Origin of the sequence: Streptomyces sp. M92, assembly GCF_028473745.1 — a bacterium.
In the GTDB taxonomy this organism is placed as follows: Bacteria; Actinomycetota; Actinomycetes; order Streptomycetales; family Streptomycetaceae; genus Streptomyces.
This window is the reverse complement of the sequence record NZ_CP101137.1, coordinates 3,931,718-3,952,905: the sequence shown is the minus strand read 5'-3', so window position 1 is coordinate 3,952,905 and position 21,188 is coordinate 3,931,718. Positions and strand designations below refer to the sequence as shown.

Genomic DNA, 21,188 nt, shown 5'->3' with positions numbered 1-21,188 from the left:
GCATCCTCACTGATCGATTGGTTCTGTCCGGGTGTGCTGCGTGTGCGGCCGCCGTGACCGGACCGGTCCTGTGCCGGCCGCACGTAAGGCGTTGTCGCCGTCGTCTCGAAGCCGCGGTGCGGCGCCGATGATCAGCTGAGCGATGCCGGCACAACAGTCGCCGGGGCCGGAGCGGCGGTGGCGCTCCGCCTGATCAGATCGTGATGGCCCACGCCGGTGGTGGATCCCATGCTCAAGTCCTCGCCTTCTCCAGGACTCAGGCGGTGAACCGGATCCTCCCCGGCACCGCGTTCGGGTCACGCTGGGTCGTGCAGGAAGTGCTGTTCGGACGCTTGGGAGGTCCCGAATTCGCGGTTCCCCCCTGAACCCCCGATGGCCGACAGGTATAGTCCACTTCCCGCCAGCGGAGCAAGATCGAATGCAAGGTTGGCGGTACGTCTTTTCCGAGTTGAGACCTCCCGGAAATATGAGTGGGCTGTGTGCCACTTGCCGGAAGAATCCCCGGCATAAGCCCCGAACGCCACATCCAACACCCTTGACATCACTTGCCACTTGACCCCTACTGGTCCTTGCGCAGCTGAATTGACAACGTTGTCCCCAGGCGCTGGGAGGGTGGTCCGGGCATGCGGTACAGAGTTCGGCACAGATGGGGTCCGGCGGTCGTGTTGACGACCGCCTTCGCCGTGGCGGCGGGTTCGCAGGGGGCGGCGGTCGCGCTGCCCGCCGCGCCCGCGAAGACCGACCGGGAGTTCGCGTCCTCGTTCGAGGCGGACGACCCGCTTCCGGACTGGCGCGACACGGTGGACACGGGGCCGGGAGGGAAGAAGCGCTCCTCGGGCGTGGACGGCGGCTACCGCACCGGCATACCGGGCAATGTCACCGACCGCGTCACCGAGGTACGGGCCGGCGCCGAGAACACGGGCGGCGGGGAGGTGAAGGAGAACCTCGTCGACGGTGAGCCCACCACCAAGTGGCTGGCGTTCGAGAGGACCGGCTGGGTCGAGTTCGACCTGGACGAACCGGCGAGGATCGCCAAGTACGCCCTCACCTCGGCCAACGACCACGACGAGCGCGACCCCGCCGACTGGACGCTCAAGGGGTCGGCGGACGGCGAGTCCTGGCAGACCCTGGACAGCCGCTCGGGCCAGTCCTTCGGCGAGCGCTTCGAGACGAAGACCTACGAACTGGACGGACCGGCCGAATACCGGCACTTCCGGCTGGAGATCACCAGGAACAACGGCGGGGACATCCTCCAGCTCGCCGACGTGCAGCTGGCCACCGCCGACACCGAGACGCCCGTCCCCGAGGACATGCTCTCGCACGTGGACCGGGGACCGACGGGCTCGCCGACGGCGAAGGCGGGCGCCGGCTTCACCGGTACGCGCGCCCTGAAGTACGCGGGCCGGCACACCTCGGACGGCCGGGCGTACTCGTACAACAAGGTCTTCGACGTCGATGTCAAGGTCGAGCGCCGCACCGAACTGAGCTACAAGATCTTCCCGTCCATGGCGGACGGCGACCTCGACTACGACGCCACGAACGTCGCCGTCGACCTCGCCTTCACCGACGGCACCTACCTGAGCGACCTCCAGGCCACCGACCAGCACGGGTTCCCGCTGACGCCGCGCGGTCAGGGCGACGCCAAGATCCTCTACGTCAACCAGTGGAACAGCGTGCGGTCGGGGATCGGGTCGGTCGCGGCCGGCAAGACCGTCGACCGGATTCTGGTGGCGTACGACTCCCCCAAGGGTCCGGCGAAGTTCCGGGGCTGGCTGGACGACGTGGAGATCGAGCGGGCCAGGCCCGAGCGGCCCAAGGCCCACCTGTCCGACTACGCGCTCACCACCCGCGGCACCAACTCCAGCGGCGGCTTCTCGCGCGGCAACAACATCCCGGCGACCGCCGTGCCGCACGGCTTCAACTTCTGGGTCCCGGTGACCAACGCCGGTTCGCTGAGCTGGCTGTACGACTACGCGCGCGGCAACAACGCGGACAATCTGCCCACTCTCCAGGCGTTCAGCGCGAGCCACGAGCCGAGCCCCTGGATGGGCGACCGGCAGACCTTCCAGGTGATGCCGTCCGCGGCCTCCGGCACCCCGGACACCGGCCGGGAGCAGCGCGAGCTGGCCTTCCGGCACGAGAACGAGACGGCCAGGCCGTACTACTACGGCGTGCGCTTCGAGAACGGTCTGAAGGCCGAGATGGCGCCCACCGACCACGCGGCGATGATGCGCTTCACCTACCCCGGTGACGACGCGAGCGTGGTCTTCGACAACGTGGAGGACCAGGCCGGTCTGACCCTGGACGAGGAGAACGGCACCTTCCACGGCTACTCGGACGTCAAGTCCGGGCTCTCCACGGGCGCCACCCGCCTCTTCGTCTACGGCGAGTTCGACGCCAAGGTCACCGGCGGCGACTCCAGCGGCGTCAAGGGCCACCTGCGCTTCGACGCGGGCAAGGACCGCACCGTGACGCTGCGCATCGCGACCTCGCTGATCAGCGTCGACCAGGCGAAGGACAATCTGCGCCAGGAGATCCCGGAGCGCGCCTCCTTCGACAAGGTCAAGCGCGACGCCCGCAAGCAGTGGGACCGCATCCTCGGCAAGGTCGAGGTCGAGGGCGCCACGCAGGACCAGCTGACCACCCTCTACTCCAGCCTCTACCGGCTGTACCTGTACCCGAACGCGGGCCACGAGAAGGTCGACGGGAAGTACAAGTACGCCTCCCCGTTCTCCAAGGCGGTCAAGGAGGACACCCCGACCGAGACCGGCGCCAAGATCGTGGACGGCAAGGTCTACGTCAACAACGGCTTCTGGGACACGTACCGGACCACCTGGCCCGCGTACTCCTTCCTGACCCCGGCCAAGGCCGGTGAGCTGGTCGACGGCTTCGTGCAGCACTACAAGGACGGCAGCTGGACCTCCCGCTGGTCCTCCCCGGGCTACGCGGACCTGATGACCGGCACCTCCTCGGACGTGGCGTTCGCCGACGCGTACGTCAAGGGCGTCGACTTCGACGCGAAGGCGGCGTACGACGCGGCCGTCAAGAACGCCACCGCCGTGCCCCCGTCCTCGGGCGTGGGCCGCAAGGGCATGGCGACCTCACCGTTCCTCGGCTACACCAGCACCGAGACGCACGAGGGCATGTCGTGGGCGCTGGAGGGCTACCTCAACGACTACGGCATCGCGAAGATGGGCGAGAAGCTCTACGAGGAGACCGGCGAGAAGCGGTACAAGGAGGAGTCGGCGTACTTCCTGAACCGCGCCCAGGACTACGTCAACATGTTCGACGCGAAGGCCGGCTTCTTCCAGGGCAAGGACCTCGCGGGCGAGTGGCGCGTGGAGTCCGAGAAGTACGACCCGCGCGTGTGGGGCCACGACTACACGGAGACCAACGGCTGGGGCTACGCCTTCACCGCCCCGCAGGACAGCCGTGGCCTCGCCAACCTGTACGGCGGCAGGAAGGGCCTGGCCGACAAGCTCGACGAGTACCTGTCCACGCCCGAGACGGCCTCTCCGGAGTTCGTCGGCTCCTACGGCGGTGTCATCCACGAGATGACCGAGGCGCGCGACGTCCGCATGGGCATGTACGGGCACTCCAACCAGGTCGCCCACCACGCCCTGTACATGTACGACGCGGCCGGGCAGCCGTACAAGACGCAGAAGAACGTCCGCGAGGTGCTCTCCCGCCTCTACACCGGCAGCGACATCGGGCAGGGCTACCACGGCGACGAGGACAACGGCGAGCAGTCAGCCTGGTTCCTCTTCTCCGCGCTCGGCTTCTACCCGCTGGTGATGGGCAGCGGCGAGTACGCCATCGGCTCCCCGCTGTTCAAGAAGGCGACCGTGCACCTGGAGAACGGCCGCGAGCTGGTCGTCGAGGCTCCGAAGAACAGCAACCGGAACATCTACGTGCAGGGCCTGAAGGTCAACGGCAAGCGCTGGAACTCCACCGCGCTCCCCCACGACCTGATCGCCCGGGGCGGTGTCCTGGAGTTCGACATGGGCCCGCGGCCGTCCTCGTGGGCCACCGACGACGGCTCGGCACCGGTGTCGATCACCAAGGACGACGAGGTCCCGACCCCGCGCACGGACGTGACCGAGGGCGACGGCGCCCTGCTCGACAACACGTCGGCCACGGAGGCGGCCGTGACCTCGGTGGACCTGCCGGTGTCCGACGAGGGCGCCGAGGCGGTCCAGTACACGCTGACGTCGCCGGCGGACGGCGCGAAGGCCCCGGCGGGCTGGAAGCTCCAGGGGTCGGCCGACGGCACGGCCTGGCGGACGCTGGACGAGCGCTCGGGCGAGTCCTTCGCCTGGGACCGGCAGACCCGGGCGTTCACGGTGAAGTCGCCGGGGACCTACCAGAGGTACCGTCTGGTGCTCGACGGCGAGCACACGCTGGCGGAGGTGGAGCTGCTGGCGTAGGCGCACCCCGCCGGAGTGGACTGGCGGGTTCGGGCCGGGCCTTCGGGCGTGGCCTGAACCCGCCGCCCCCGTGTGCGGGGCCATTCCCCGTACGTGCCGGAGCCCCCAGAATGAGCGGGCGCCACCGGCAGCCGCCGGAGGGGCGCGTCGCGCGTCGACGGAGGGGGCAACACGTGCGGAGGAACACCGGCAGAGGGATCGCGGGGGCGGTCACGGGCGCGTTGCTGGCCGCGGGGACGCTGTTCGCCACGGCGGCCCCGGCCCAGGCCTACGACCCCGACCCCAGCGTCTCGACGTACTACCGCGACACCGACGGCTGCCCGTGCAGCGGCGGCTCGCTCACCGACCCGTTCGACGGCACCTACTTCGCGCACGACGCGGGCGCTCTGGCCGTCAAGATGGAAGTGAACGACGCGGGCTGGTTCGTGGGCAAGGTCGAGTTCCACCCGAGCGGCGAGAAGCTCTGGATCTACGACACGAAGAACGACGGCGACACCTTCTACGTGGCCGTCGGCTACTCGTCGGGCGGTTCGTACCACAACGTGGGCACCTTCTCGGCGCCCGGCACCTCGGACACCGTGGACCTGACGGTGAAGGACCTCAGCATCCCGGACGGCGCCTACGTGGACATCACGCTCTACGACGGCTCCGGCCGCACCGACTACATCGACGCGGCCCGCGGGACCGGCGCGGCGATCGCCTGACCCGGCGCCCGGCACGGCGAGGGCCGCACCCCCGTCACCGGGGATGCGGCCCTCGACCGCTGTGCGGTGCCGCCTACTTGCGGATCAGGCTGCGCAGCACGTACTGCAGGATGCCGCCGTTGCGGTAGTAGTCCGCCTCGCCGGGGGTGTCGATGCGGACGACCGCGTCGAACTCCACACCGGTGTCGGTGGTGACCTTCACCGTGCGCGGGGTGGTGCCGTCGTTCAGCTCGGTGACGCCGGAGATGGAGAAGGACTCCTCGCCGGTCAGGCCGAGGGAGGACGCGGACTGGCCCTCCGGGAACTGGAGCGGCAGCACGCCCATGCCGATGAGGTTGGAGCGGTGGATGCGCTCGTAGGACTCGGCGATGACGGCCTTGACGCCGAGGAGCGCGGTGCCCTTGGCGGCCCAGTCGCGGGACGAGCCGGAGCCGTACTCCTTGCCGGCCAGGACGACGAGCGGGATGTTCTGCTCGATGTAGTTGCGGGAGGCGTCGTAGATGAACGACACCGGTCCGCCGTCCTGCGTGAAGTCGCGGGTGTAGCCGCCCTCGGTGCCCGGCGCGATCTGGTTGCGCAGGCGGATGTTGGCGAAGGTGCCGCGGATCATGATCTCGTGGTTGCCGCGGCGCGAGCCGTAGCTGTTGAAGTCGCGGCGCTCGACGCCGTGCTCCGTCAGGTACTTGCCGGCCGGGGTGTCGGCCTTGATGGCACCGGCGGGCGAGATGTGGTCCGTGGTCACCGAGTCGCCCAGCTTGGCCAGCACACGGGCGCCGGAGATGTCCTCGACCGGGGCCGGCTCCATGGCCATGCCCTCGAAGTACGGGGGCTTGCGGACGTAGGTGGACTCGGCGTCCCACTCGAAGGTGTCGCCGGTCGGGATCGGCAGCGCCTGCCACTGGGCGTCGCCGGCGAAGACGTCGCTGTAGGACTTGGAGAACATGTCCTCGCCGATGGCGTTGGCGACGACGTCGTTGACCTCGGCCTCGGAGGGCCAGATGTCCTTCAGGAAGACCGGGTTGCCGTCCTGGTCGGTGCCCAGGGCCTCCGTGGTGATGTCCACCTTCATGGAGCCCGCGAGCGCGTAGGCGACGACCAGCGGCGGGGACGCCAGGTAGTTCATCTTGACGTCGGGGTTGATCCGGCCCTCGAAGTTGCGGTTGCCGGAGAGCACCGAGGTGACGGCGAGGTCGTGCTCGTTGACGGCCTTGGAGACCTCGTCCGGCAGCGGGCCGGAGTTGCCGATGCAGGTGGTGCAGCCGTAGCCGACGAGGTTGAAGCCGACCTTGTCGAGGTAGGGGGTCAGGCCCGCCTTCTCGAAGTAGTCGGTGACGACCTTGGAGCCCGGGGCGAGGGTGGTCTTGACCCACGGCTTGCGGGTCAGGCCCTTCTCGACCGCCTTCTTGGCCACCAGGGCGGCGGCGACCATGACGTACGGGTTGGAGGTGTTGGTGCAGGAGGTGATGGCCGCGACCGTCACCGCACCGTGGTCCAGCTCGTAGGTGGTGCCGTCGGGGGCGGTCACCGGGACCGGGTTGGACGGGGTGCCGTTGGTGACGGCCGGGGAGTCGGAGGCCGGGAAGGACTCCTTGCCCGCCTCGTCCACGACGTCCACGTAGTTGAGGACGTCGGTCTTGAACTGCTGGGCGGCGTTGGCGAGGACGATGCGGTCCTGCGGGCGCTTGGGGCCGGCGATGGAGGGCACGACCGTCGCGAGGTCGAGCTCCAGCTTCTCGGAGAAGTCCGGCTCGGCCTTCGGGTCCAGCCAGAGGCCCTGCTCCTTGGCGTACGCCTCGACGAGCGCGACCTGCTGCTCGGAGCGGCCGGTCAGGCGCATGTAGTTCAGCGTCTCGTCGTCGACCGGGAAGATCGCGGCGGTGGAGCCGAACTCCGGCGACATGTTGCCGATGGTGGCGCGGTTGGCGAGGCTGGTGGCGGCCACGCCCTCGCCGTAGAACTCGACGAACTTGCCGACGACGCCGTGCTTGCGGAGCATCTCGGTGATGGTCAGCACGAGGTCGGTGGCGGTGGTGCCCGGCTGGAGCTCGCCGGTGAGCTTGAAGCCGACGACGCGCGGGATCAGCATGGAGACCGGCTGGCCGAGCATGGCGGCCTCGGCCTCGATGCCGCCGACGCCCCAGCCGAGGACGCCGAGGCCGTTGACCATGGTGGTGTGCGAGTCGGTGCCGACCAGGGTGTCCGGGTAGGCCTTGCCGTCGCGGGTCATGACCACGCGGGCCAGGTGCTCGATGTTCACCTGGTGGACGATGCCGGTGCCGGGCGGGACGACCTTGAACTCGTCGAAGGCGGTCTGGCCCCAGCGCAGGAACTGGTAGCGCTCCTTGTTGCGGCCGTACTCCAGGTCGACGTTCTGCTTGAAGGCGTCGTTGGTACCGAACTTGTCGGCGATGACGGAGTGGTCGATGACCAGCTCGGCCGGGGCGAGCGGGTTGATCTTCGCCGCGTCACCGCCGAGCTCCTTCACGGCCTCGCGCATGGTGGCGAGGTCCACGACACAGGGCACGCCGGTGAAGTCCTGCATGATCACGCGGGCCGGCGTGAACTGGATCTCCTGCGACGGCTGGGCCTGCGAGTCCCAGCCGCCGAGGGCGCGGATGTGGTCGGCGGTGATGTTCGCGCCGTCCTCGGTACGGAGCAGGTTCTCCAGCAGCACCTTCAGGCTGTAGGGAAGGCGCGCGGAGCCCTCGACCTTGTCCAGCCGGAAGATCTCGTACGACTCGTCGCCCACCTGCAGCGTGCTGCGGGCGTCGAAGCTGTTCGCCGACACGACAGTCTCCTTCATTTATGTGCGCGTACCACCGCATCCTGCCGCCACGCCACCCTGGCCAATCCGCTAAGGTAAGGCTAAGTTAGGTAACCCTTACCGTCAGACCGACAGCGGCGTGCGGCTTCGGTGCGCCTCGGCAGATATCTCGATGTCGAGATAACTCTAGTACATGGGGGCGGACTGGTCATGCCCGGGCGCGGTGTGGCGTGCGCCCCATCCCGGGTGACCCGCGCGGCCATCACTACGCCGGACGGGGGTATCCGACTCGTGCCGGGCGCGCGTGCCCGGCACAACTCGGAAGGGGGCACGATGCCGCTCACGTTCCGCAAGAGCTTCCGAATCCTCCCCGGAGTGCGGCTGAACATCAACAAGCGCTCGTGGTCCGTCACGACCGGCGGCGGCAACGGCCCGCGCCACACCCGCAGCAGCACCGGACGTCGTACGACATCGATGGATTTGCCCGGACCTTTCGGATGGCGCCGCACGACGACCAGCAGGCGCCGCCGAGGCGGCCGTTGAGGACGGTTGAGCCCCTTGATGCCCCGTCACTCGAACGGACCCCCCGAGAGGCGCCATCTCATATCTGAGATAGCCTCAACCTCATGGCAGACGACTACCTCGTACGCATCGGCAAGCTCATCCGTGACGCCCGGCAGCACCGCGGCTGGACCCAGTCACAGCTTGCGGAGGCGCTCAACACCAGTCAGAGCGCCGTCAACCGGATCGAGCGCGGCAACCAGAACATCAGCCTTGAGATGATCGCCCGTATCGGCGAAGCCCTGGACAGCGAAATCGTCTCGCTCGGCTACTCGGGCCCGATGCACCTGCGTGTGGTCGGCGGCCGGCGCCTCTCCGGTGCCATCGACGTCAAGACCAGCAAGAACGCCTGCGTGGCGCTGCTGTGCGCCTCGCTCCTCAACAAGGGGCGCACGGTGCTGCGCCGGGTCGCCCGCATCGAGGAGGTCTACCGCCTCCTGGAGGTGCTGAACTCCATCGGCGTCCGCACCCGCTGGATCAACGACGGCACCGACCTGGAGATCGTGCCGCCGGCCGAGCTGGACATGGAGGCCATCGACGCCGAGGCCGCCGTCCGCACCCGCTCCATCATCATGTTCCTCGGCCCGCTGCTGCACCGCATGGACCGCTTCCGGCTGCCCTACGCCGGCGGTTGCGACCTCGGCACCCGCACCATCGAGCCGCACATGATCGCGCTGCGCCGCTTCGGCCTGGACGTCGCCGCGACCGAGGGCCACTACCACGCGGTGGTCGACCGCACGGTCCGCCCGGACCGCCCCATCGTCCTGACCGAGCGCGGCGACACGGTGACGGAGAACGCCCTCCTGGCCGCCGCCCGCCACGACGGCGTCACCGTCATCCGCAACGCCTCCTCCAACTACATGGTCCAGGACCTCTGCTTCTTCCTCGAGGCCCTGGGCGTGCGCGTCGAGGGCATCGGCACCACCACCCTCACCGTCCACGGCATGCCGGTCATCGACGCCGACGTGGACTACTCCCCCTCCGAGGACCCGGTCGAGGCGATGAGCCTGCTGGCCGCCGCGGTGGTCACGGAGTCGGAGCTGACGGTCCGCCGGGTCCCCATCGAGTTCCTGGAGATCGAGCTGGCGGTCCTGGAGGAGATGGGCCTCGACCACGACCGCACGCCGGAGTACTTCGCGGACAACGGCCGCACGCGCCTGGTGGACCTGACCGTCCGGCCGTCGAAGCTGGAGGCGCCCATCGACAAGATCCACCCCATGCCCTTCCCGGGCCTGAACATCGACAACGTCCCCTTCTTCGCGGCCATCGCGGCCTCGGCCCAGGGCCAGACCCTCATCCACGACTGGGTCTACGACAACCGCGCCATCTACCTCACCGACCTGAACCGCCTCGGCGGACGCCTCCAGCTCCTGGACCCCCACCGCGTCCTGGTCGAGGGCCCCACCCGCTGGCGCGCCGCCGAGATGATGTGCCCGCCGGCCCTGCGCCCCGCCGTGGTCGTCCTGCTGGCGATGATGGCGGCGGAGGGCACGTCGGTGCTGCGCAACGTGTACGTCATCAACCGGGGGTACGAGGACCTGGCGGAGCGGCTGAACTCGATCGGGGCGCAGATCGAGATCTTCCGGGACATCTGAAAGGGTTCCGAAAAGACGTCGACACCCCCCTTCCAACCTGCATGAACGCGAGGCCGTAGGGGGCGTGGTGGCGCCTCTGGGACTTTTCCGGGACGCACCGGGTGCGACGCAGGTGGGGCCGGAGGGACGTCTCGTCCCTCCGGCCCCACCGTGCTGCCTGAGCCCCGCCGGCCTCCGCACGGGACCGGTCGTCCCTGGGGCCCAGGCGGTCGGTGGGTCCGCCGGTCAGTAGGCGGAGTCGACGTTGTCCATGGAGCCGTACTTGTCGGCCGCGTAGTTGCAGGCGGCGACGATGTTGGCGACCGGGTCGGTGATGGAGTCCTTCGTGCCCTTGACGTGGTAGGCGTCGAAGGTGGGCTGGATCGTCTGGAGCAGGCCCTTCGAGGGGATACCGTTCTGGGCGTTGACGTCCCAGTTGTTCTGCGCGTGCGGGTTGCCGGACGACTCGCGCATGATGTTGCGGTGCAGGCCCTCGTAGGTGCCCGGGATGTTCTTGACGTCCATGACGTCCAGGGCGGTGCGGATCCAGCCGTCGAGGTCGTCGCCGTGCTTCTTCTCGCCTGCCTTGACGATGGCCTTGATCTTGTCGGTCTGGGCCTGGGTCTGCGCGGTGGAGGCCTTGGCCGGCTCGGCGGCGTGCGCCGGGCTCGGGGCGAGGGTGAGGGTGACGGCGGCGGCGCCGGCGGCGGCGAGGGAGGCCACGGCGGACTTGCGGATGTGGGGGCGGCGCAGGACGGCGTGCATGGGCGTACCTCTCCATTCGGGAACGTGATGGGGAGGCCGACGGGGGGTCGGCGACGCGGTGTCCGCGTTGGACGCGGCTTCGCGTCATCAGGGCCGGTGTCTGGATCACGGACGGGCTCTTCCCGTCCGGTCCCGGCGCTCGGCTCCCCGGTACGCCGAACACACTGCGGAACGCTCCGGCGCCGCGGCAAGTGTGTGACCTACTACGCCGCTTCGCAGACCGGCCGCGTGGCAGGCCGGACGGCTGGCGACCACGCGGCGAGCGGCCGTCCGGCGTCTACTAACCCCGACCCCGTGTGACGTGAGCCCTGTGCGCGTCCTCACAGACCCGGTCACCCGGCGTCTGCCTTTCATCACCCTGCGGAGGCAGATATCTCTCGATGAAACAGCACAGTCACCTTTCGGGGTCACCCGGAAGGCCCCGGAGCCGTCATCCGCCGCAAGCTCCATGGCCTGCTCCACCACGCCCCCCGCGGATTGCGGGCAGAACAAGGGCGTCGGTTCGGGCCGCTGCCTGGACGTGCCCGACGCCGTCACCACCGACGGCACCCAGCTCCAGCTCTACTCCTGCTCGAACGGCGGCAACCAACGCTGGGACCGGGACCTGAGGAACTGATGCGGCGGTGGCGGGTGCGGGGCCGGAGTCCCGCACCCGCCGCCGTCAGCCGGCGGAGGCCGCCGCGTGCGTCACTCGTAGGGAATGACCACCACGGACGTCTCGCTGCCGGTGCGCAGCTGCGCGCTCCCGTTGCCGATCGCGCTCCACACCTCCAGCCGTACCGTCCCCCCGTTGAGGTCTTCCAGGGTGCCGGTCGCGGCCTTCAGGCCACGGGTGTGGTTGTACTCCTCCCAGCCCGTCACGGGGTCGGTGGCGAAGTAGTGGTACGTCTCGGTCCGGTCGAAGGTGCCGTCGCCGGTGAGGTCGTAGCTGACACGGGCCTGCTGGCCGAGACCGACCGCGGTGCCGGCGTCCACGGGGAGGCGGAACGTGGTGGACGCCCCCGCCTTGAGGGTGGCGTTGACGCCCCGGGCCTCGTAGACGAGCGGCTTGTTGGGAGTGCCGTCGTGGTTGGCGCCCTCGGCCGACGGGATGGTGTCGGTGCCGGGCGTGCCGCCGGTGGCCGTGGCGAGGGCGCCGCCGGAGCGGAGCTGGAAGGTGTTGCCGGTGGGCGGCTCCGGGTCCGGGTCCGGGCCGCCGGGGTCGGTGCCGGTCCCGGTCGCGGTGGAACGCGCGGGGACGGTGAGCGTCTTGCCGTCGGAGAAGGTCACCGTGCGGGCCGTGGAACCGTGGTTGTGGGCGGCGTAGGTGCGGGTGCCGTTCCTGGTGAACACCGCCGACGTGGGCAGGTCGCCGGTGACCGACGGGTCGGGGGCGCCGAGGGCGTCCAGGGTGGTGATCCAGTGGTAGGTGTGCGCCTTGGACTCGCCCGCCTCCGGTGTGTATCCGGCGTTGCCGGCGTCCCACTTCGACTTCGCGGCGGCCGGGTCGGCCAGTGACTGGAACTCCCAGAGGATGTCGCGCCATTCGACGGCGGGCCCGCCGTTCTCGCGTTCCATCTCGGCGATGTTGCGCCGGATGGCCTCCTTGTGCCCGGCGAGGTGCGGGGACCCGCCCGCGGTCACGGGCAGGACGTTGATGCCGTGGATCTCCTCGGGGTTGGCGGTCCACCAGGTGGAGTACGCCCCGCCGCTGCCCCACACCATGCCGACCGTGTCGTGGGTGAAGGAACCGGGGAAGACCTGCTGGTCGGCGTCGAACCAGTACTGGGCGATCGCCTCGCTTTCGGTGGCGAGCAGGTAGCTGCCGAGATCGCGCAGCTGGGTGTTGCCGGTGGCCGAGCCCCAGAGCACGAGCGCCGCACTGAGGTTGGTGGACTCCGAGGAGGACTCCTGGTTGTTGCCGGCGGCGAAGCCCTGGTGGCCGGAGGCCCAGCTGTGACCGGCGTAGACGTCGAAGCCGCGCAGGAAGGGGAAGGCGCTGTCGGTGCGGCTCGGGTTGGCGGTGTCGCGGATCAGGGCCTTGACCATGCCGCCCCAGGCGGAGTCGGCGGCCCAGGAGGCGTCGTACTGGGCGACGATCGCGGCCGCGTACACGTAGTAGCCGTAGTGGAAGTGGTGGTCGTTGAGTTCGGCGTCGCTGCCGTAGGAGGCGGGGTAGCCGGTGAGGGTCTTCCAGTCCTTGTCGTACGAGAACTCGCTCGCCCCGCCCGCGGTGAACCACTCCTGGAGGCGGCCCTTGAGCAGGCCGACGAGCTTGTCGCGGACCGCGGTCTCACCGATCTGGTCGGCGAGCGGGACGAGTTGGGCGAGCTTGCCCAGCGCCTTGCCGGTCCAGTAGGTGTCCGTGGCTCCGGAGAACGGGTCGGAGGCGTTGGCCACCTCGGACAGGTAGGCGCGCAGCCGGGAGGTGTCGACCGCGTCGGTCCTCGGCATTCCGGGCAGGACCGGGGCGGCCTTCTGGCGGGTGGTGAAGGATGCGCCCTCCCTGACCTTCATGGTGCCGCGGGGGGAGACGTAGGTGTACGGCGTGAGGGCATCGGTGGTGTGCAGCCACTGATGCCGGTAGAGGGCCTGGAGGGTGCCGCGTTCGGTGCCTTCCTTGGCCTCGGTGATCAGCCTGTACGTGGCGCCGACCGTGCCGCCGGAAGCGCTCCAGTCGACCTGCGATCCGGTGACGAAGCTGAACGCGTACTTGCGGAAGGTCGCGAGCGCGTCGGCGGAGGGCAGTACGGCGAGGGAGAAGTAGTCCTTGCCTCCGAGGCCGGCGGTGATCGTGGTGCCGGAGACGTTCCAGTCGCTGCCCGTCGGCGCGAAGAGGGCGTAGTGGTGGCCGCCGACCGTGATGCCGAGGGTGTTGCCCTGGTCGGCGAAGACGGTCGGCGGGGCCGCGGTGGTGATCTGCGCGTTGCCGCCGGAGCCCTGGGCGTAGACGAAGGGCATGCCGTGGCCGATGGTGGTCCGCAGGGTCCGGTTGCCGTCGGACCAGTACGGGGTGACCGTCCAGTCCGACCAGGCGTCGGCCTTGGTGTCGGGCGAGTTGAGTCCGCTCAGCCCCAGGGTGAGGTCGCGTTTGTGCGCGTACTCGTACTGGCGGCCCTCGCCGACGACGGTGGGGCTGGTCGGGTAGCCGACCTCCAGGCCGCCGGAGACGGCCTGGTACGTGAGCGGGTGGCCGTACATGGGGGTGGAGTACGGGTTGTCGCCGTAGCGCTGGAAGGCGAGGGAGGACCACCAGTCGTTGGTGGGTACGGGTCTGTCCTTGGCGGCCTGCGTGACCTTCGGGGTGACCGGCGCGCCGGTGTTGGTCGTGGGGCCGGTCGTGCCCGGCGGCCGGGTGTCGGAGTAACTCCCGGCTCCTACCGGGACGGTGGCGGCCGCCGCCGGACTCGCGGCAGGGCCGAGACCCACGGCCGCCAGGGCGGCGGCCAGGACCACCGCAGCGGCCGGCCGTGATCGGGGAGTTGGCATGGGGTGCACCTCGTGTTGTCGGGGACGGGCTCGTCGGCGGCGGCCGTGAGCCGAAGGGGAAGTGCTCTGGTGTCGCGGCGGAACCGCTGTGTGTGTGTGGGGGGGTGGAGAGGTGTTTGAGAGCGCTCTCAGATGGCGGAAAAGTATGAGTTCTGAATTCAACTGTCAATACATCGCGCAGCGGAGAGGCGCTGGCGGCACCGAACGGAAGACTCGCCGGGAGCTCGTCGCGGTTCTCTCTTCAAGTCTTGACGGAAAGACGATGCGGTCACGGTCCCGCCGCGCGGGGCGGCAACGAACGGGGCAGCGCGGTGGCGGACAGCCGCTCCGACGATCCAGCGCGAGCGGACCACCGTCCTCATCGGCACCCCGAACGCGTTCGTCAACCCGGCGCAGGCCGTTCCCGACTTCGTCGGCTTCGACCTCCCGTCGGGGGGCCTGTACGGGATGAGTGAGACAAGACCGGTGGGGGCCTCGCCCTCCCCGGCCGAGCAGGTGGCGAAGGCCGGGGAGACGGGCGCGGCGGCATGCCCGGCGCGGGCCTGCGGGTGGTGCGGCCGGACGGCACGGACGCCGGGTCCGGGGAGACCGCGGAGCCGGCTCAGGCCCCGCCGGCGGTGGGCGGCTGATCCCGGACGCCGGCGGTGGGCGGCCGGCCCCGCCCCTGGTACTGCGCCGGCCGCGCCCCGCATAGGGTCTTGGCATGGCCGACGATCAGGGACAGAGCACACGGAGAGGGCCGGGGCGCCCGCGCCAGGCGCACGTCACCCGCGCCGTCCTCGACGCCGTGGTCGACCTGGTCGCGGAGAGCGGGATGGGCGCCCTGACCATGGACGCCGTGGCGGCCCGCGCCGGGGTGAGCAAGCCGGCCATGTACCGGCGCTGGCCCACCAAGCAGGATCTGGTCATCGCCGCCGCGGAGTCACGCATCGGCCCGCTGACCGTGCCCGACATGGGCGATTTCCGGGCGGAGCTCCGTGCCGTGCTGACCGCACGCATGGAGGCCTACCGGCAGCCCGGCGTCGACCGGCTGCTGGCCGGGGTGATCGGCGCCGCCGCGGAGGCGGGGGCCGAGCCCGGCGCCTACCGCGCCTACACCTCCCGCGTGATGAGCGAGACGCGTCACCTGCTGGAACGCGGGGTCGCGCGCGGTGACGTCCGGCCGGACGTCGACGTGGCCGACGCCGCGACGCTCGTGGCGGCGTCCCTGGTCTTCCGCATGGTCGGTGAGCAGCGGACGCCGGACGAAGCGCTCGTCGAATCGATGGTGGACCTGATCGGCCGGGCGGTCGGCACCCGGCCGTAACCCGGCCGCCGTCCCTCCGCGTCCACCCCCACCCCCACCCATGCCCGGCCGCCGTCGCTCGCGCGCACGCCGGGCCGTCGCCCCGTGCGCCGCTCCGCTCCGCCCTGCCCGGAGTGCCGGCCGCTCAAGCGCACGGAGCGCGCTCACGAAACCCGCGCCGAAACGACTCGCCCCGACCCCTTGCCCTGCCACGATCCAATATCGATACTGCCGGTTACGTAATCCGTCCGCTGCCGGGAGGTACCCCATGCAGGCCGTCGCATCGACCCCTGTGGCCAACCCCAAGCCCGTGCTCGACAAGCCCCTCATGCACTACGGCAGCCGCGTCCTGGACCGGCTCGCCCCCGGTGCGGAGCAGTTCGCGTACCGGCTGCTGGAGGTCTCCCCGCTCACCCCGCACTTCGGTGCCGTGCTCGGCGGCGTCGACCTGACCCGGCCGGTCACCGACGAACTCGCCGCGGAACTGCGCCAGGCGCTGCTCGAGTGGAAGGTGATCTTCTTCCGCGGCCAGCGCGGCTTCACCGCCGAGCACCAGCTCGCCCTGTCCGGCGTCTGGGGACCGCCCGAGCCGAACCCGTTCTTCGCGCGGACCGGGACCCCGGGCATCTCCCGGCTCGCCAAGGACGCCAAGGCCGCGGGCAACAAGAACATCTGGCACAGCGACCACTCGTTCATGGCCAACCCGTCGCTCGGCGCCGTACTGCGCGCGGTGGACGTGCCGGCGGCGGGCGGCGACACCATGTGGGCGGACATGGCCGCCGCCTACGACAACCTGCCCGACGACCTGAAGGAGCGGATCGAGGACCTCACCGCCGTCCACGACTGGGAGGCCAGCTGGGGTGCCCTCATGACCGACGAGCAGAAGGCCGCCTTCCGGGAGAGCTGGCCGCGGGTCGAGCACCCCGTCGTCGTGCGCCACCCGCGCAGCGGCCGCCGGACCCTGTACGTGAACGAGCCGTTCACCCGCCGCATCAACGGCCTGTCCGGGGCGGAGAACCGCGAACTCCTCGACATCCTGGTCCTCCAGGCGCGCGTCCCGGAGTTCCAGGTCCGCTTCCACTGGGAGCCCGACTCCGTCGCCGTCTGGGACAACATCGCCACCCAGCACTACGCGGTCAACGACTACTTCCCGCGGCGCAGGGTGATGGAGCGCGTCGCCATCGCCGGAGTCCCGCTGTCCTGACCGGCCCTCCCCCTCTTCCCCAGGAGCCCCCATGACCGCGGTACCCACCGTGCCCCAGCACCCCACGGGGACAACCGAGGCCACCGGCAGCGACCGGCGTGCCTGGACGGTGACCGTGCTGCTCGTGGTCTTCATGATGGTCAACTTCGCGGACAAGTCGGTCCTCGGCCTCGCCGCCGACGAGATCCGCGCCGATCTCCATCTGAGCGCCACCCAGTTCGGTCTCGCCAACAGCGCGTTCTTCCTGCTCTTCTCCGTGGCCGCGGTCGTGGTCGGGCTCGCCGCCGACCGGATGTCGCCGAAGCTGCTGATCCTGGTGATGGCCGTCCTGTGGTCCGTGGCCCAGGTCCCCGCGGCGATCGGCGGCGGTCTCGCCGTGCTGGTCGCCTCGCGGGTCTTCCTGGGCGCGGCGGAGGGCCCCGCCTTCCCCGTAGCCCAACAGGCCACGCTGGCCTGGTTCCCCGACCACCGGCGCAACCTGCCCGGCGCCCTGATCACCCTCGGCGTCACGCTCGGCGTGATCGTCTCGGCGCCCGGCCTGTCATGGGTGATCCAGCACCACGGGTGGCGGGCCGCGCTGTGGGTGCTCGTCGCCGTGGGGGCCGTGTGGGCCGCGGCCTGGGCCGTTCTCGGCGCGGACGGCCGGCACCGGACCGTCACGGCCGCGGCCGCCCGGCCCGAGAAGGTGCGGGCGACCGTGCCGTACCGGAGGATCTTCGCCAGCCGCACCTGGATCGGCGCCACCCTCGCGTACTTCACCAGCTACTGGACCGTGGCACTGATGCTGGTCTGGCTGCCCTCCTACCTGCGGGGCGGCCTCGGCTACTCGGCCCACACGGCCGGCACCGTCGTCGCCGCGCCGTGGACGATCGGCGCCGTCGTGCTCCTCGCGCAGGCGGGCGTCACCGGCCGGCTGATGCGGCACGGCGTCGGCAGCCGCCGCGCCCGGGGCTGGGTGGGCGGCTGGCTCCTCGCTCTCGGCGCCGCCTGCTGCCTGGCGCTGCCGCTCGCCGGCGGCACGACCGCGAAGACCGTGCTGGTCGCGCTCGGCTTCGGCTTCGGCGGCTCGTACGCCACGATCGCCGCCACCACCGTCGCCGAACTGGCCCCGCCGTCCCGCGAGGGCGGCGCCCTGGGCACCATGAACGCGGTGGTGACGGCGGCCGGTCTCGCCGCGCCCGCCCTCGTCGGGGCGCTCGTCGACGCCCAGGGCGCCGACGGCTACCAGAGCGCGGTCCTGCTGTCCGGGCTGCTCCTCGCCGTGGGCGCCGCCGCTTCCTTCGTGCTCGTCGACCCGGCACGGGACATCGCCCGGCTGACCCGCTGACGCCACCCTCTCCCCGCCCCTTGAGGAGTTCCCCTTGACCACCGCACCCTCACTCGACACCGCTCCCCTCGACCGGGCCGTCGCCGACCTGCGCGAGCACGCGGCCTCCTGGACCGCGACGCCGCTCGCCGAGCGGATCGGCCTGCTGGAGCGGATGCTCCCCCGCATCGGCGACGGGGCGCCCGCCATGGTCGCCGAGTCGGCCCGCGCCAAGGGCTACGACGCCTCGTCCGACCGGTCCGCCGAGGACTGGGTCGCCGCGCCCTGGGCGCTGGCGCAGACCGTGGGCGCGTATCTGCACGTGCTGCGCCGGCTGGCCGCCGGGCTCGGTCCGGTGCCCGCAAAGGCCGTCCGCACCCGCGACGGCCGCACCGTCGTCGACGTCTTCCCCGCCACGACCGCCGACCGCCTGCTGCTGAGCGGTTTCACCGCCGAGGTGTGGACGCCGCCGGGCACGACCCGCGAGCAGGTCCTGGCCCGCGCCGCGGGCGAGTACCGCGGCCGGCCCGGCGAACCGGCCGTCGCGCTGGTGCTCGGCGCCGGGAACGTCCCGGCGATCACCCCGCTCGACGTGCTGCACAAGCTGTACGCGGAGGGCCAGGTCGTCCTCGCCAAGATGAACCCGGTCAACGCCTGTCTGCGCCCGCACTTCGAGAAGGTGTTCACCGAGTTCGTGGAGCGCGGCTGGGTCCGCTTCGTCGACGGGGGCGCCGCCGAGGGGGCGTACCTCACCGCTCACGACGACGTCGACACCATCCACGTCACCGGCAGCGAGCGCACGCACGACGCCATCGTGTGGGGCACCGGCGCGCGGGGCGAGAAGCGCCGGCGCGCGGACACCCCGCTCAACGACAAGCCGTTCACCAGCGAACTGGGCGGCGTCAGCCCCTGCATCGTGACGCCGGGCCCGTGGAGCGCCGCGGACTTCCGCTTCCAGGCCGAGCACATCGTCACCAGCAAGCTGAACAACTCCGGCCACAACTGCGTCGCCACCCAGATCCTGCTCCTGCCCCGCCACTGGGACGGCACCGAGCGGCTGCTCGCCGAGATCCGCCGGGTCCTCGGCGAGCTCCCGCGGCGCGGCGCCTACTACCCCGGCGCCGCCGACCGCCTCGCCGCCGTGGCCCGCGCGCACCCGGAGGCCGAGACCTACGGCGACGACAGCACCGTCCTGGTCCCGGACATCGCCGACGCGGACGACCCGATGCTCACCCACGAGGTGTTCGCCGGCGCCCTGGGAGTGGTCCGCCTGCCGGGCGAGGACGTGACCGGCTTCCTGCGCGCGGCCACCGGGTTCGCCGACGACAGGCTGCCCGGCTCCCTCGGCGCCACGCTCCTCGTCCACCCCCGCACCGAGCGCACCCACCGCGCCGCCGTGGACGAGGCCGTCGCAGCGCTGCGCTACGGCACGCTGGGCGTCAACTGCTGGTCGGCGTTCGGCTTCCTCCTCGGCTACACCCCGTGGGGGGCCTTCCCCGGCCACGACCGCCGGGACATCGGCAGCGGCGTCGGCTTCGTGCACAACGCGTATCTGCTCCAGGACGTGGAGAAGACGGTGCTGCGCGCCCCGTTCGCACCCGCGCCGCGCGGCCTGTTCACCGGCTCACCGTCACTGTCGCCACGCCCTCCGTACTACGTCACCAACCGCACGGGACGTACGACGATGGCCCGGCTCACCGCGTACGCCACGGACCCCAGGCCCACCCGGCTGCCCGGCATCTTCACGTCGGCCCTGCGCGGCTGAGCCGGAGGACGACGTACTCGTCGACGACGCGGGTGTCATGGCGGATTCGCGTGCCCGCATTCCGGCTTTTCGTACAGCGATACTTTCGAGCCGGTGTGAATTCTGGATTGGGTAAGTATCGCAGAATTCGTTCACTCGACTGCCGCGCATCCGACGGACAAGGCAGACGTTAATTCGGATATGACCAAGGAAAACGGGGAATTGGTGACGCTTGGCCCATACACCTATCGGCCTGGCAGAAACCACTGGCCGTCACCGAGCGACGGAACTCTGACCAGAGGCGGACTCCCCGTCCCGCTCCGGGTGACGGAGCCCGTGCTGCGGCGTTTCCTGGACGTCATGGCCGACCTCGAGGCCGGCTTCGCCGAGCGCTGGGGGCGGTCCCAGGGGGCCCTGACGTGCACCCGGGCGGAGTGATCCGGGACGTCATGCACGAGGAACAGTTCCAGCATCACCTGTCCTACGGCGAGGGCCGATTCAGTTCCACGGGAACCGGACGGCACCGCGCCCCCGAACAGGCCTTCCAGGAAACCCTGGTCCCGCCGGAACCCGGCTGGGACCCCGCCGAAGAGCTCGCCTTCCTGCTCCAGGACGCGATCGAGCAGCAGCCCCCCTCGCCGCACGCCCCGGACGCCTCGGCCCTCGCCCCCGTGCCCGGCACACCGCTGAGCAACCTGCAGGAGATCACGGCCGAGCTGCCGCCGTTGCGGGAGACGCCCACGAGTCACCGCAGGGTCCGCAGAAGGGTGAGCCGGCTGCGCGCCGCGAGCCTGTTCGTGGCGGCGCTCGCCGCGGTCATCGCGGCCTCGGTGAGCCTGTTCGGCGGCATGGTGGCCTACGAGCCCCTGCGCCTGGCAGCCGTGACCCGCACCCGCGGCAGCGTCGTGTCCTGGTGGCCGCTGCTGGTCTACGGGCCCTGGCTGGTGGCGTCGCTGGCCGTGCTGCGGTCCGCGCTGCACCAGCGCCGCGCGGTCCATTCCTGGGCGGTGGTCCTGCTGTTCTCGGCCATCGCGATGCTGCTGTGCGTCGCCCAGGCGCCCAGGACGCTCAGCGACGCGGCGGCCGCCGCCCTGCCGGGGCTGGCCTCGCTGGTCTGCTTCCAGCAGATCGTCCGGCAGATCACGCTGACCCGCCCGCCCCGGCGGGCGGTGGTGCCGCGCCACCGGCAACGCGACACGTCCGGGCCGGGCGCCGGGACGGCCGGTCCGGCGTCCCCGGACCCGGTGGCCCTGCCGCAGCAGCGGCAGAACCCTCCGCGCTCGCCGCGGCCCGGCGCCGAGACGAGGAAGCGCCCCTGACCACGGCCGACCGCCGATGCCGCGGGCCCCCGCACCGACGTGGTGCGGGGGCCCGCGGCGTCGGGGC

Annotated in this window: 12 protein-coding genes and 2 pseudogenes; 11 read left to right on the top strand and 3 right to left on the bottom strand. The window is 70.8% G+C overall.

What is annotated here, in order from left to right:
* Nucleotides 1–623 precede the first annotated feature (623 nt).
* Together M6G08_RS17900 and M6G08_RS17895 are read left to right on the top strand one after the other, a co-directional pair.
* Nucleotides 624–4,427 carry a GH92 family glycosyl hydrolase gene (locus M6G08_RS17900; protein WP_272588155.1) on the top strand — a complete coding sequence of 1,268 codons (3,804 nt, stop codon included), beginning with the start codon at nt 624–626 and terminating at the stop codon, nt 4,425–4,427.
* A 173-nt stretch (nt 4,428–4,600) separates the two neighbouring features.
* Nucleotides 4,601–5,131, top strand: a complete 531-nt coding sequence (locus M6G08_RS17895; RefSeq protein WP_272588154.1) for a hypothetical protein — start codon at nt 4,601–4,603, stop codon at nt 5,129–5,131.
* A 73-nt stretch (nt 5,132–5,204) separates the two neighbouring features.
* On the opposite strand, the gene acnA is transcribed toward M6G08_RS17895, so the two are convergent.
* Nucleotides 5,205–7,919 (bottom strand): aconitate hydratase AcnA, encoded by a 2,715-nt coding sequence (gene acnA / locus M6G08_RS17890; protein WP_272588153.1) that lies wholly within the window; start codon nt 7,917–7,919, stop codon nt 5,205–5,207.
* A 309-nt stretch (nt 7,920–8,228) separates the two neighbouring features.
* Between acnA and M6G08_RS17885 the strand changes: the two genes are divergently transcribed.
* Together M6G08_RS17885 and relB are read left to right on the top strand one after the other, a co-directional pair.
* Nucleotides 8,229–8,438, top strand: a complete 210-nt coding sequence (locus M6G08_RS17885; protein ID WP_272588152.1) for a DUF4236 domain-containing protein — start codon at nt 8,229–8,231, stop codon at nt 8,436–8,438.
* An 83-nt stretch (nt 8,439–8,521) separates the two neighbouring features.
* Nucleotides 8,522–10,051, top strand: coding sequence for a type II toxin-antitoxin system RelB family anti-toxin (gene relB / locus M6G08_RS17880; RefSeq protein WP_073732162.1), 1,530 nt, complete (start codon nt 8,522–8,524; stop codon nt 10,049–10,051).
* Nucleotides 10,052–10,276: 225 nt separating this feature from the next.
* On the opposite strand, the gene M6G08_RS17875 is transcribed toward relB, so the two are convergent.
* Nucleotides 10,277–10,795 carry a transglycosylase SLT domain-containing protein gene (locus tag M6G08_RS17875; protein ID WP_272588151.1) on the bottom strand — a complete coding sequence of 173 codons (519 nt, stop codon included), beginning with the start codon at nt 10,793–10,795 and terminating at the stop codon, nt 10,277–10,279.
* A gap of 457 nt (nt 10,796–11,252) precedes the next feature.
* On the opposite strand from M6G08_RS17875, the pseudogene M6G08_RS17870 reads away from it, so the two are divergent.
* Nucleotides 11,253–11,390, top strand: a pseudogene (locus M6G08_RS17870) (RICIN domain-containing protein); the annotation flags it as partial.
* A 92-nt stretch (nt 11,391–11,482) separates the two neighbouring features.
* On the opposite strand, the gene M6G08_RS17865 reads toward M6G08_RS17870, so the two are convergent.
* Complete coding sequence (locus tag M6G08_RS17865; RefSeq protein ID WP_272588150.1) at nt 11,483–14,263, bottom strand: glycosyl hydrolase; 2,781 nt, start codon at nt 14,261–14,263, stop codon at nt 11,483–11,485.
* Nucleotides 14,264–14,593: 330 nt separating this feature from the next.
* Between M6G08_RS17865 and M6G08_RS17860 the strand changes: the two are divergent.
* The 6 genes and pseudogenes from M6G08_RS17860 to M6G08_RS17835 form a co-directional block, all read left to right on the top strand.
* Nucleotides 14,594–14,859, top strand: a pseudogene (locus tag M6G08_RS17860) (fatty-acid--CoA ligase); the annotation flags it as partial.
* 107 nt (nt 14,860–14,966) lie between these two features.
* Nucleotides 14,967–15,569 (top strand): TetR/AcrR family transcriptional regulator, encoded by a 603-nt coding sequence (locus tag M6G08_RS17855; protein WP_272588149.1) that lies wholly within the window; start codon nt 14,967–14,969, stop codon nt 15,567–15,569.
* A gap of 247 nt (nt 15,570–15,816) precedes the next feature.
* Nucleotides 15,817–16,752, top strand: coding sequence for a TauD/TfdA dioxygenase family protein (locus tag M6G08_RS17850; RefSeq protein ID WP_272588148.1), 936 nt, complete (start codon nt 15,817–15,819; stop codon nt 16,750–16,752).
* Between the two features lie 31 nt (nt 16,753–16,783).
* Nucleotides 16,784–18,079 carry an MFS transporter gene (locus M6G08_RS17845; RefSeq protein WP_272588147.1) on the top strand — a complete coding sequence of 432 codons (1,296 nt, stop codon included), beginning with the start codon at nt 16,784–16,786 and terminating at the stop codon, nt 18,077–18,079.
* A gap of 34 nt (nt 18,080–18,113) precedes the next feature.
* The gene (locus M6G08_RS17840) at nt 18,114–19,823 is read left to right on the top strand and encodes an aldehyde dehydrogenase family protein (protein WP_272588146.1); all 1,710 of its coding nucleotides are present in this window, start codon (nt 18,114–18,116) and stop codon (nt 19,821–19,823) included.
* A 428-nt stretch (nt 19,824–20,251) separates the two neighbouring features.
* Nucleotides 20,252–21,121, top strand: a complete 870-nt coding sequence (locus M6G08_RS17835; RefSeq protein WP_272588145.1) for a hypothetical protein — start codon at nt 20,252–20,254, stop codon at nt 21,119–21,121.
* The last annotated feature ends 67 nt before the right edge of the window (nt 21,122–21,188 follow it).